This window comes from Serratia sp. szju, assembly GCF_044594185.1.
In the GTDB taxonomy this organism is placed as follows: domain Bacteria; phylum Pseudomonadota; class Gammaproteobacteria; order Enterobacterales; family Enterobacteriaceae; genus Serratia; species Serratia bockelmannii.
This window is the reverse complement of sequence record NZ_CP172576.1, coordinates 2,336,320-2,349,454: the sequence shown is the minus strand read 5'-3', so window position 1 is coordinate 2,349,454 and position 13,135 is coordinate 2,336,320. Positions and strand designations below refer to the sequence as shown.

General features: G+C 60.8%; 6 protein-coding genes and 3 tRNA genes. 4 read left to right on the top strand and 5 right to left on the bottom strand.

Annotation, left to right across the window (positions count from 1 at the left end; all coding sequences use genetic code 11):
• Positions 1 to 33: 33 nt before the first annotated feature.
• Positions 34 to 1,170 (bottom strand): murein transglycosylase A, encoded by a 1,137-nt coding sequence (gene mltA / locus RE418_RS11000; protein WP_043139874.1) that lies wholly within the window; start codon positions 1,168 to 1,170, stop codon positions 34 to 36.
• 216 nt (positions 1,171 to 1,386) lie between these two features.
• Here mltA and RE418_RS10995 point away from each other — a divergent pair.
• The 3 genes from RE418_RS10995 (at position 1,387) to RE418_RS10985 (ending at position 1,739) form a co-directional block, all read left to right on the top strand.
• Positions 1,387 to 1,463 (top strand) — tRNA-Met (locus RE418_RS10995).
• A 57-nt stretch (positions 1,464 to 1,520) separates the two neighbouring features.
• Positions 1,521 to 1,597 (top strand) — tRNA-Met (locus tag RE418_RS10990).
• Positions 1,598 to 1,662: 65 nt separating this feature from the next.
• Positions 1,663 to 1,739: transfer RNA gene (locus RE418_RS10985), tRNA-Met, on the top strand.
• 90 nt (positions 1,740 to 1,829) lie between these two features.
• Here the strand turns inward: RE418_RS10985 and amiC are convergent.
• Entirely contained in the window at positions 1,830 to 3,083 is a 1,254-nt protein-coding gene (gene amiC, locus RE418_RS10980; protein ID WP_004931882.1) for an N-acetylmuramoyl-L-alanine amidase AmiC, read from the bottom strand.
• A 241-nt stretch (positions 3,084 to 3,324) separates the two neighbouring features.
• Between amiC and argA the strand changes: the two genes are divergently transcribed.
• Positions 3,325 to 4,650, top strand: a complete 1,326-nt coding sequence (gene argA / locus RE418_RS10975; protein WP_025304056.1) for an amino-acid N-acetyltransferase — start codon at positions 3,325 to 3,327, stop codon at positions 4,648 to 4,650.
• Positions 4,651 to 4,688: 38 nt separating this feature from the next.
• Here the strand turns inward: argA and recD are convergent, their stop codons facing one another.
• The 3 genes from recD to ptrA are packed head-to-tail and all read right to left on the bottom strand — an operon-like array spanning position 4,689 to position 12,972.
• Positions 4,689 to 6,539, bottom strand: coding sequence for an exodeoxyribonuclease V subunit alpha (recD, locus tag RE418_RS10970; RefSeq protein ID WP_043139870.1), 1,851 nt, complete (start codon positions 6,537 to 6,539; stop codon positions 4,689 to 4,691).
• Positions 6,536 to 10,087, bottom strand: a complete 3,552-nt coding sequence (gene recB, locus RE418_RS10965) for an exodeoxyribonuclease V subunit beta (protein ID WP_043139865.1) — start codon at positions 10,085 to 10,087, stop codon at positions 6,536 to 6,538. Before recB ends, recD begins: the two co-directional genes overlap by 4 nt.
• Positions 10,084 to 12,972: a pitrilysin gene (gene ptrA / locus RE418_RS10960; RefSeq protein WP_043139956.1), complete on the bottom strand. Its 2,889-nt coding sequence runs from the start codon at positions 12,970 to 12,972 to the stop codon at positions 10,084 to 10,086. The genes recB and ptrA overlap by 4 nt, the downstream gene beginning before the upstream one ends.
• Positions 12,973 to 13,135: the final 163 nt, after the last annotated feature.

The window sequence follows — 13,135 nt, the reverse complement described above, 5'->3', positions numbered from 1 at the left end:
CCTTGCGGGTCAATCTTTTCACGTCGTATGCGTTTACCGAGTGGCCAACAACGAACCGCTGCCGTTTGACTGATTGGCGCTGAACAACTGACCGCCACCGTTGTTCTTCAGCACCCAGACGCGGCCATAGTGGTTGTAGTATCCCGCCGAGTGGCCGGCATCCGGCCCGATGCCCTGATACATGTCAAAATGCTGGCCCTTGATGGCCCCGCCCACGTCGAGTGCGACCATCAGACGCATCTCGTATTTTCCCGTGAATTTACCCTTGTTGTCCAGCAGCGGCACTTCGGCCAGCAACGTAGTGCCCGCCGGGATCAGCGAACGGTCGGAGGCCACCGAGGCTTTGGCGATCAGCGGCACCGCACTGGCGCCCTTCACCGGCGCAAAAGCTTCCGGACGGAAGAACACGAACGACGGGTTCTGCTCCAGCAGCTCACGCACCTCTGCGGCGCTGTGGGTATCCGCCCACTGACGGATCGCCTGCATCGACATGTCCGCCTTGGCCACTTCACCGCGATCGATCAGCACCTTGCCGATGCTGCGATAGGCGTGGCCGTTCTTACCGCCGTAGCCGAAGAACACCAGCGGCTGGCCGTTGCCGTAGTCGACATAGCCACTGCCCTGGACTTCCATCATGAAGTTGTCCATCAGCGAGTTGGTGTAAGCGATGATATAGCGATCGTCAAGCGCGCCGGAATAGATGCCCGCGCGATCCGGCAAGCGGCCTCTGCCCTTCGGCGGCATGCGGTACAGCGGATAGCGGAACTCGCCCTGTTGGGTATAGCGCGCCTGCACCACCGGCGTATAGTAGCCGGTAAACTGCACGTTGCCGTAATTGTCGACACCTTCCATCTGGTAAGCGCTGAGGCCGTACTGGCTCAGCATGCGCGTGTCAGCGCCGGACGCCATCCAGCTTTGCACCGCCTGATAGGTGCTGTTGTTGCGGTTAAACAGCGAAGGTGACGCGTACTTGATCTCCATCAGCTGATCCGAATAATCCTTGGCGTTGACCGGTGAACCTTTGGCGTTGGGCTGATTGACCAGCTCCAGCGATTGATCCAGACGGCCGTCTTTATATTGCTGACCCCGATCGGTCGGCTTGGACGAACAGCCCGCCAACACCGCCACCAACAACCCGCCCAGCAGGTATTTGCCCCAACGTCCTTTCATCGCGCACACTCTCAAACTGATATGATCTACCGGCTGAACGATAACAAACGCTCATTGATAAAGGAATCGCTGCAAATAAAAAAAGCCGCACGGAGGATGGTGATGAAAAAGAAGGCAAATTGCGGGCAAATCCAGCAGAAAAACGGGTTTAGGCCAATAAAATGCAAAAAGGGTTTGCAACAAAACGCACGGAGAGTATAGTGCGCATCCATCGGACGCGGGGTGGAGCAGCCTGGTAGCTCGTCGGGCTCATAACCCGAAGGTCGTCGGTTCAAATCCGGCCCCCGCAACCAACCGATGCCGCATTGGCGGTATTTGCGTTTGGCTTCGATAACAAAGTATTATACGGACGCGGGGTGGAGCAGCCTGGTAGCTCGTCGGGCTCATAACCCGAAGGTCGTCGGTTCAAATCCGGCCCCCGCAACCAACCGAATGTCGTACCAGCGGCATAACATGAACGGTGGTTTCGTAGTAATACAGCATCAAGACGGACGCGGGGTGGAGCAGCCTGGTAGCTCGTCGGGCTCATAACCCGAAGGTCGTCGGTTCAAATCCGGCCTCCGCAACCAACTCTTGATGACAACAGATAAGCACCCTTCCGGGTGTTTTTTTGTATCTGCAATCCGCAAAAATAGCCGGACTCGCGCCCGGCCCTGCTTTTATCGGCTCGCCAGCGCGCCGCCGTTGGCGAAATAAGCCTTGATCCCCGCCAGAATCGACTCCGCCACCTGCTGCTGGAAATGGCTGGTGCGCAGCTTGCGCTCCTCTTCGATGTTGCTGATAAATGCCGTCTCTACCAGGATCGACGGGATATCCGGCGCCTTCAACACCGCAAAACCGGCCTGATCGACGCGATTCTTGTGCAACCGGTTGATTTTCCCCATCCGATTCAACACTTCCTTGCCGAACTTCAGGCTGTCGTTGATGGTCGCGGTCTGGATCAGATCGAACATGGTATGGTCGAGATAGCGGTCGCCGCTCTTGCTGACGCCGCCGATTTGGTCCGACGCGTTCTGCGTCTGCGCCAGGAACTTGGCCGCCGAGCTGGTGGCGCCCTTGGTGGACAACGCGAACACCGATGAACCGCGCGCGGCGCGGCTGGTAAAGGCGTCAGCGTGAATCGAAACGAACAGATCGGCGCGCTGCTTGCGCGCCTTGGCGACACGCACCTTGAGCGGGATAAACACATCTTCGTTGCGCGTCATGAACACTTTCATGTTCGGCTCGCGCTTGATCATGGCGCTCAGCTTGCGGGCAATCTGCAGCACGATATCTTTCTCGCGCGTCTTGTACTTGCCGATAGCGCCGGGATCTTCGCCGCCGTGGCCAGGATCCAGCATGATGACGATCGGCCGATCGCGCCCCGCCTTGCCGGCCTGCGGCGCTTCCGGCGGCAGCGTGCGCTCCAGATCGCCCTTGTTGTAATCTTCCAGTAACGCCAGTAGCGGATCATACTCCTCACCGCCGCTGCCGCCCTTGGTCGGGTAGAGATCCATCACCAAACGGTTGCGATACTCCGGTACCGGCGCCAGCGTGAAAATATGCGGGCTGACGCTCTGCTTGAGCTCCAGCACCAGCCGCACGGTATTCTGATCAAACTGGCCGACGCGCGCCTGCTTGAGATACGGATCGTCGGCGCGCACCTGCCCGGCAATACCTTTCAGCACGCTGTTGAGGTGGACGCCTTCGATATCCACCACCACGCGATCGGGATTGGTCAGGGCAAACTGCTTGTATTTCAGTTCGACGTTGGATTCCAGCGTGACGCGGGTATAAGTGGAGGACGGCCAGACGCGCACGGCAATCACGTGCGATGACGCGGCGAAGCCCGTGCGACTCACACTCAGCAACCAGCTGGCGGCAACGCCCTGTAATAAACGACGGCGGCCCAGATTGTGATTAGCGTTTGGCATGCGGCTCCGGCAGTAATAACTGTTTACAACAGATGAAAAAAACACCAATAAAATGGGGGTGCCGAAAAACTTTAACCAATCATGCCAGCCCTGTCATCAGAAAATCTTTTTATGGTTTTTCAATTTATTAACGATTTAGCGCCCTTAGCTCGCTCTTCATGGCGATTTCCCACTTGCCATTAGCGCCATAAAAGAATAAAAATACAAAAATATCGTATAAATATTCACAAGAGGTTTGCCCGTGAAGGAACGTAGTACAGAGCTGGTGCAAGGATTCCGTCACTCAGTCCCTTATATCAATGCCCACCGTGGCAAGACGTTTGTCATCATGCTCGGCGGGGAAGCCATCGAACACGAGAATTTCTCCAACATCGTCAACGATATCGGGCTGTTGCATAGTCTGGGCATCCGCCTGGTAGTGGTTTACGGCGCACGGCCGCAGATCGACGCCAACCTGGCGCAGCATAACTCTGAGCCGATCTACCACAAGCACACGCGCGTAACCGACGCCCATACGCTCGAACTGGTCAAGCAGGCCGCCGGTTTGTTGCAGCTGGACATCACCGCCCGCCTGTCGATGAGCCTCAACAACACGCCGCTGCAGGGCGCGCACATTAACGTGGTCAGCGGCAATTTCATCATCGCTCAGCCGCTGGGTATCGATGACGGCATCGACTATTGCCACAGCGGCCGCATTCGCCGCATCGATGAAGAAGCGATCCATCGCCAACTCGACAGCAACGCCATCGTGCTGATCGGTCCGGTCGCGGTCTCAGTCACCGGCGAGAGTTTCAACCTGACTTCGGAAGAAGTGGCCACCCAGTTGGCGATCAAACTGAAAGCGGAAAAAATGATCGGTTTCTGCTCCTCACAGGGCGTGACCGATGCAGAAGGCAATATCCTTTCCGAACTGTTCCCCAACGACGCGCAAAAGCGCCTTGAAGAACTGGAGGAAGGCGGCGATTACCATTCCGGCACCGTGCGCTTCCTGCGCGGCGCGGTGAAAGGCTGCCGCAGCGGCGTGCGCCGCAGCCACTTGATCAGCTATCAGGAGGATGGCGCGCTGGTGCAAGAGCTGTTCTCGCGCGACGGCATCGGCACCCAAATCGTGATGGAAAGCGCCGAGCAGGTGCGCCGGGCGACGATCAACGACATCGGCGGCATCCTGGAACTGATCCGGCCGCTCGAACAACAGGGTATTCTGGTGCGCCGTTCGCGTGAACAGCTGGAGATGGAGATCGACAAGTTCACCATTATCGAACGCGACAACCTGACCATCGCCTGTGCGGCGCTGTACCCGTTCCTGGAGGAAAAAATCGGTGAGATGGCCTGTGTCGCGGTACATCCCGATTACCGCAGCTCTTCGCGCGGCGAGATGCTGCTGCAGCGGGTGGAAAATCAGGCGCGGCAGATGGGGCTGAAGAAGCTGTTCGTGCTGACCACTCGTAGCATCCACTGGTTCCAGGAACGTGGCTTTACCCCGGCGGAGGTCGACGTGCTGCCGATGCAGAAACAGGCGTTGTACAACTACCAGCGCCGCTCCAAAATTCTGCTGGCGGATTTGTAATCACAGTGGGCGCGGCCGTTGCCGCGCCCGTTCATCGCTTATTCTGTTGCCTGCAACCGTTCAGCCAATCCGCTGCGGCGCTGGGTCGGCGTGCGAATAGCCCGCAGCAGTACCGTCTCCGTAGCGTACAGTGAGAGCTGCTTACGCGCACGAGTGATCGCGGTATAGACCAGCTCACGCGTCAGCACCGGCAGGAAATGGTTCGGCAACACCAGAACCGTATGGTCAAACTCCGATCCCTGTGATTTGTGCACCGTCATGGCATAAGCGGTTTCATGCGCCGGCAAACGGCTTGGCTGTACCGACTTGATGCTGCCGTCGGGCAGTTGGAAATGCACGCGCAGATCGCCGTGCTCATCCGGCAATGTAATGCCGATATCCCCATTGAACAGCCCCAGTGCGCTGTCGTTGCGGCCGATCATCACCGGCCGCCCCCGGTACCAGCGGCCGAGCACGCCCGGTTTGCGGTCGATCAGGCCCGCACGCTGCAGCCCGAGCTCAATGCGCTCGTTCAGGCCGGCGACGCCGAACGGCCCTTCACGCAGCGCGCACAGCACCTGGAAACGGCCAAAAGCCGCCAGCACCGTCGCCGCGTCCGCGCCTTCGGCGGTCAGCCGCAGATAGTCGCGGTAGCCCGCCACGCAGGCATCCAACAGCGCCTGATACTCTTCGCTCGTCGCCAGCGCATAGCCCGCGACATCGCCGAAACTGCCGTTTAGTGCCGCCAGTGCGCGATCCCCCGCGCCGGCGTTGACCGCCAACGCCAGCTGGCCGATGCCGGAACGGGCATCGAAGCGATAGCTCTTGCGCAGCAGACACAGGCTATCGCGCACCGCCGCTTCCGCGTCGGCCTGCCGCCCTTCGATCGAACAGCCGGTCAGGCGGCTCAGCTCTGCGGCACGCGCATCGCTGTATCCCTGCTCGGCAAAACGGCAAATATCCCCCAGCACCGCGCCGGCCTCTACCGAAGCCAGCTGATCGCGGTCGCCAAGGAAAATAACCCGGGCCCGATCGGGCAACGCGGCAATCAGGCGCGCCATCATCGGCAGATCGACCATCGAGGCCTCATCCACCACCAGCACATCCAAATGCAGCCGGTTGCCGCGGTGATAGCGCATGCGCTGACTGTTCGGTTGCGCCCCCAACAGACGGTGCAACGTCGCCGCCTCCGTCGGGAACAACGCCTGCTGCGCCGGGGTCAATGCCAGTTGACGGCTGGCGCTGCCAAGTGACTCCGTCAGGCGCGCCGCCGCCTTGCCGGTCGGCGCCGCCAGCTGAATTCGCAAGCGCGCGCTTTCATCCAGTTGCACCAGCGCCGCCAGCAGCTTGGCGACGGTGGTGGTTTTACCGGTGCCCGGCCCGCCGGAAATCACCGCGATACGCCGCGTAGCCGCCACCGCGGCGGCGATCTTCTGCCAGTCGGGTTCGTCGCTCGCCGTGCCGAACAAGCGGTCGAGAATGGCGCGCAACGCCTCCTCCGGCACCGCCAGCGATTCACCTTCGCCGCCGATAAACGCCGCCACTTCACCTTCGTTTTGCCACATGCGCTGCAGGTATAAACGCGGCCCGCGCAGTACCAGCGGCGTTGCGCCGCTGCCATCCCCGACCGCCGCACTGGCCGCCAAACGCTGCTGCCAACGCGCGCTATCCGGTCGTCCGACCGCCTCCCACACCGCCAACGCCAGCGCTGGTTGGCGCCCTTCAAACAGCGTGTCCGCCTGCAGTTGCTCCAGCATCAGGCAGACATGACCCGCCCCCGCCTCTGCGCTCAGGCAGGCAGCGGCCAGCAAAATATCAGGCTCGTCTTCGTTCGCCACCACGCGGGCGAACTGCACGTCTAGCGGGCGCAGCGCGCCAAGCGCCACCGCCTGCTCCAGCAGTGCGATCATGATCCTTCCTCCGCCGCCGCAGCCTCGCCGCTGAACAAGCGATCCATCCCCTCCACCAACTCAAACTCGGGGAGACAGGTGAAAATGCCATTGCCCGGGTGCGCCGCATCCACGCCGCGCAGGAACAGATAAATCACCCCGCCAAAATGGCGTCGGTAATCATAATCCGGCAACCGATGGCGCAGATAACGATGCAACGCCAGCGTGTACAGCTGGTATTGCAGATCGTAACGATGCTCCGCCATCGCCTGCTCCATCGCCGGCCGGGTATAGGCGCTGCTGTCCTCTCCTAGCCAGTTGGACTTGTAGTCCAGCAGGTAGTATTTGCCCTGCCAGCAGAACACCAGGTCGATAAAGCCTTTCAGCATGCCCTGCACCTGGTGAAAATCCAGCGCCGGACAGCGGGCGGAAAGCGGATCGTAACGCTTCACCAGGGAATCGAGCGCCTTCGCCTGCAACAGCCGATTAATCGGTAAATAGAACTGCAGCTCTGCCTGCTTATGCTGCGGCGTCAGCGCCGCCAGCGTCACGCCGCTGTCATCGAGCGGCGTATTGAGCAGCACCTGCATCCACGCCAGCAGAATCGGTTGCCAGTGTTCGGCGAACCCTTGCTGCTGTAGCTGTTCCAGCAGCCACTGTTCGTCGAGCGGCTGGGTGAAGTCCAGCGTTTCAAACAGGCTGTGCAGGAAGGTGCCGGGCGTTGCGCCGCGCGGGAAGGTATGCGGTGTAAGCGCTGGCTCACTTTCTTCCCCGCGCTCACCGGCCGCGTCGACATCCAGACGCGGCAGCAGATCCTGCATCAGGCTCGCGCCGTGCTGTTGCAAACCGGTATAGCTGGTCACCCGCCAAAAATCCTGGATCCGCCGGGTAAAGCTTTTCGCCTCCAACGCCTCGGTTAGCGAAGCCTGGGGGTGCCAGGGTTCTTCATCCGGCGGTTCAACCAGCGACAGCGCGATACCGCCGCCCGCTAATTGCTGCAGCCGCTCCTGCAGATACACGGCGTCACCGGCTTGCCCGCCCTGCACCAGATAACCCAATGCGCTGCGGTGCAGATCGGTATCGCCCTGTTTCTTGCGCGAGCCCTGGAACAACGGTGCGATGCCGATGCTGCAGTGGTACACCGAGCGGGTCAGCGCCACATACAGCAGACGCAGGTCTTCCGCTAATCGCTCCTCCTCCGCCCAGGCCTGGCTCTCTTCATTGGCGTCGAGATCCAGCAACGCCTGGAAACTGTGGCGATCGTGATACAGCGCCTGTTGCTGCTGGCGGAAGTTGCCGACGAACGGCAGCCACACCAGATCGAACTCCAACCCCTTAGACTTGTGAATCGTGATCACCTGCACCAGATGCCGGTCGCTCTCCAGCCGCAACTGCTGATTATCGGACTGACGATTAGGCTGGGCGATCTGTTGCGCCAGCCAGCGCACCAGCGCATGCTCGCTGTCGAGCTGCGCCGCCGCCTCTTGCAACAGCTCCCCCAGATGCAGCACGTCGGTCAAGCGACGCTCGCCGCCGGCGCTGGCCAGCAGGTTCTCCGCCAGCTGGCGCGCTTTCATCACCTCGCTCAGCATCGGCAACACGCCGCGGCGCAGCCAGAGCGTACGGTAACTGTCGAATTCATTAACCAGCGAGTCCCAGGCGCGCTCATCGCGGCTCAGGCCGTCCAACGTCGGCGCGTCCAGCCCCATCAGCCCGGTGGCCATGGCGCTGCGCAGCGTGCGCTCTTGTTCCGGCGCCAACACCGCCTGCAACAACCACAGCAGGTCTTTGGCCTCCGGGGTGTCGAACACGCTATCGCGGTTGGACAGATACACCGAAGGAATAGAAAGCGCACTCAGCGCATCGCGCACCAACGCCGCCTCATTGCGGCTGCGCACCAGCACCGTGATATCGGAGGCTTGTACCGGCCTTGGCATCTTGCCGCCCTGCAGCCACGCCTGGCCCTGCTGCCCAGCGCTGAGCCAGTCGCGAATTTGCGTGGCGCACAGGCGCGCCATCAGCTGTTGGTAATCACTTACACCGGCGCCTTCCCCCTGCTGCAGCCAGAACTGCATCGCCGGTTGCGGCTTGCCGTGCAATTCAAACGCCAGCCCTTGGTTCTTTTCCGCCGCGCTGACCTCGATAAAGGGGATTTGGCCGAACAGGAAAGGCTTTTCTACCTGAGAAAACAGGTGATTAACGCTGGCGACCATCGACGGCGACGAGCGCCAGTTGGTCTCCAGCGTATAGTGGGCGCTCACCTCTGAGCGCGCCCGCATGTAGGTAAAGATGTCGGCACCGCGAAAGGCGTAAATCGCCTGCTTGGGATCGCCGATCAGCAGCAGGCCGCAATCGGGCCGGCCGACGTAAAGTTTTTGGAAAATGCGGTATTGCTGCGGATCGGTATCCTGGAATTCATCGATCATCGCCACCGGGTAACGCTGGCGGATCGCCTGTGCCAGCTGTTCGCCGCCACCGCTTTGCAAGGCGCCGTCCAGCCGGCTGAGCAGGTCGTCAAACCCCAGCTCGGCGCGCTGGCGCTTTTCTTGCTGAATGGAAGTGCGGATCTCGCTGAGCGCGCGCGCCATGATCAGGTCGCGCAGCGTCAAGGGTTCATCAAACAGCTCGTCGATCGCCGTGAACAGCGCATGCCGCGGCGGCTCGCCTTTCTTGGTCTTCTCCAGCAGCACCGACTGGCGAAATTTATCCAGTTCCTTCGGCAGCTGGTAGTCCTGAGTCTCCTGCCCGCTCCATTCGCCGACCTTGTTCAGCCAGTTCGGCAGGTGTTTGCTGCTGTAGCTGCGCTTATCGACACCGGACTGGGCGATTAACGCCTCCAGATCGCCCGCCGCCGCCCGCCATTGCGCCTTGATGGCGTCGATGCGCCCGACGATCTGCTCGTGGCGCATCAGGACGGTTTCTTCGTCCTTCGGCGGCCGACGCAGCGCCGGCGCTTCACCGTGCAGATAACCGGAAAGGTCGGCCAGCAACGCTTCCGGGCCGCTCCACTCCTGGCTGACCGCACGCGCCACGCCCAGTGGCAACGGATAGCAGTGGCGACGCCAGAAATCGGCGCAGGCCTGCCGCCGCAGCGGCAGTTCATCCTGCACCAGCGTTTGTTCAAACAGCATGCCGGACTCAAAGGCGTTGTGCGTCAACATTCGTTGGCAAAAGCCGTGGATGGTGTAAATCGCCGCTTCGTCCATCTGCCGCTCCGCCGCCAGCAGCTGCGAGGCGGCGTCGGTCAAATCGTCAATTTCTTCCATCAGCGCCGAAAACAGCGGGTTGGCGCTGATACCGCGCACGCAGGCGATGCGCAGCCCGTGGATATTGTCGCGGATGCGCCCGCGCAGCTCCTCGGTGGCGGCCTCGGTAAAGGTCACCACCAGGATTTCTTCGACCGTCAGCGGCCGGGGAAACGCTGCTTCACCGCCCAACCCCAGCAGCAAACGCAGGTACAGCGCGCCGATGGTAAAGGTTTTGCCGGTGCCCGCCGACGCCTCGATCAGGCGTTCGCCGAACAACGGTAACGTCAGCGGCTCCAGCCTTTGCGGGGCAACTTCCGTCATGGCGTCGCCACTTTGCGCGGCAGGATCTGCTGCAATGCAGACGCGTTCGGATAGGTAACCCAATCCTTAGGCGCCGCGTAATCCGCCTTGTCTTGCCCGCTGCCGCTCACCTGCGACAGCACCGCCAGCCCCTGCGGTTGGATCACCGCCTGGTGGAAATAATCCGCCAGCTTGGCCGGCGTCAGCTGTTGCACCTGCGCAATCAGCTTCTGACGGGTATCGAAGGCGAAATTGCCGCGATCGAAATCGTTGGCGAACCGGCTGGCTTCTTCGCTGAGGGTTTGCGGCCGCTGCTTCAGCTCATTAATGAGCGCCTGTTTGTACTGCTCAAAATCGGCCTCGCTCATGTCGCGCAAGCGCTTCTCGGTTTTCGGGTAGAAATCCTGATAGCGCTGGTACAGGTAGGCCGGCTGTTTGCTGTTGCTCTGCAGCAGGAAGCCCACGCCCCACTGGCGGCCCACCGACATCGGGAAGGCGAAGACCGCATACCCCAATTGCTCCTGAGTGCGCAGCTGGCTGTAGAACCACGGCTGAATGATCTGCCCCAGCAGCGAGCTGTAGGCCATGCCGGTCACTTCGTCGTAGCCGGTCGGCACATAGACCGCCGCCAGCGCCGAGTCGGTGCTGCTGCCCACCTGTTGCAGGTTGGCTAGCTGATTCTTGTCCACCACCACGTCTTCGCCGTGCCACCATTCGATGCCGGTACAGCCCAGACGATGTTTCAACGTCGACGCCAACGTGTCGACCTGCTGCTTGCTCATGTTGCCCACCACCAACAGCTCCGGCGTGGCCTCGGCCAGCAGGCTGTCGCGATAGGCCAGCACGTCTTTCAGCGTCAGCGTCTTCAGCACTTCGCGGCGCTCGCTACGTTCGGAATACGGCACGCGGGAAACCATCTGCACCGGCTGAATGGCCAGTTCAAACGCCTTGCCCTTCTCGGCGGCGTCCAACTGCTCCAGGTACCAGGACTTGGCCTGCGCCAGCTGATCTTCCGTCGGCGTGAAGCTGGAATAGCCCTCGATCAGCGCCGTCAGCAACTGCGGCAGGCGCTGGGTAAAACCGTTGGCGTTAAACATCAGGCCGTTGTTCGGCGACGTCGAGAAGCTCAGCCCACCGACCGATGCCTGATAGCTCAGCTGATCCAGTGCGAGGCCGGCCAGATAATCCGTCAGCGAGAACAGCACCTGGTTGCGCGCGGAATCCATGGTCTTGGCGTTGCGGAAAGCGACGGTGACGTCGGCCTTCGGCTCGTCGGCGAAATAACGGCTCGGCATATACAGCACGCGCAGGCCGGGTTTATCCACCACCATTTCTGGCTTTTTGAACTCGTGCGACGGTTTGGTCAGGGTGAAGTCATCCGGAATGTACGGATTGAGCGCCGGCAACGACAGGGCAATGCCGCTGCCCAGCTGCTGCCACTGCGTAAAGTGCTGCGGCGTGATTTTGTCGACCTGGTAAGGCGCGTTGACGAAATAGGCCGTCTTGTTGTGCGGCTCATCGGGGCTGACGAACCAGATGCGCGCATTTTGCGGCGTCATGGCATCCAGACGTTCAGCGATCGCCTTGGGATCATAACGATCGGCCAGGTAGGGTGCGTCCAGCGCATGCTCAACCGGCACACGCAGCATGGTGTCCACCAGCCATTCGATGTAGTCCATATCGCGCGTGATCGACGGATAACGGAAGTCCAGATTCAGAACGTGCGAAATTTCGTCGAAATAACTCTGCTTGATGCCTTCGCTGCGCAGCATTTTCAGGTAGTTGAAAATGGCGGCGACGACCTCGTCGCGTTTGGCCAGACCTTTGTCGGTCAGTGAAACGCTGATGGCGAAGACGCCGCCGTTGCGATCGACCATCGGATCCGCGCCGGCATTGATGGCGTCCGCCAGCCCCTGCTTCTGCAACCAGTCAGACAGGGTGTTTTTGCTGCGGTTGCCGATCAGGTAGCTGATGTAGGTATCGGTTTTGCTGCGAAACGCGGCGCTGTTGTTATCGATGCGGAACTCGACCTTCAGCTGCTTGCGCGGCTGTGCCGGCACATAGTGAATGATGATACCCTGCTGTTCCGGCGTCACGGCCGGCACGGTGATCGGCGGCACGCTGGCGTCGTGATTCGGCACGCGGCCAAAGGTTTCCGCCGCAATATCCGCCAACTGCGGCAGCGGCTGATTACCGTACAAAACGCCCATCATCAGGTTGGCGGAGTAGTAGCGTTTATAGAAGCCGGTCAGTTCATCATGCAACTTGCTGTCCGGCTTGTCTTTCAGCGTATCGAGATTGCCGCCGGAGAAGCGCGCGCTCGGGTGCGCCGGGTTAAGGGTTTCCGCGCCGACCTGCGCCATGCGCATGCCGTCGCGCGAGCGCGCCATCGTCAATTCGGCGTTCACCGCGTTGCGCTCACGATCGGCATTGCCCGGATCCAGCAGCGGCTCGGCAATGGCGTCGGCCATGCGATCGACCGCCGGCTCCAACGCGTCATTCTCCACTTCCAGATAGAAGGCGGTGCGATAAGAGGCCGTGCTGGCGTTATGGCTGCCGCCGTGCTTTTTCAGGAATTCGGACAGGTTTTCCGGCTCTGGATAGCGTTTGGAGCCCATCAGCACCATATGTTCCAGATAGTGCGCCAAGCCCAGTTGGCTGTTCGGATCTTCGAGCGACCCGACCGGCAATGCCAGCGCCGCCAGCGATTTCGGCGCCTGGGCATCGGACACCAGCAACACCGTCATGCCGTTAGCCAACTTGATCGCCTCGTACTGACGCGGATCGTGTTCGCTCTTGTTGATCTTCTCCGCCAGCGGTTGCCATCCTTGCGCGGCCCAACTCAACGGTGCCCAACACATAGCCAATAATACCAGCCCGGCGATACGGGCCAACTGTCTGCGCATATCCAAAATAAACCCCTATTCTGACGTCGCTACGCCCACTCCCTGACGTTGGCGACGTGCATCAAAACCACATAACCAAATCGGTACTCGCCGGGTTCTTCGCCAATGTGGCGGTCCGAACACGGCGGGTATATGCCTGTACGTTATGTCAGACCGGGAATTA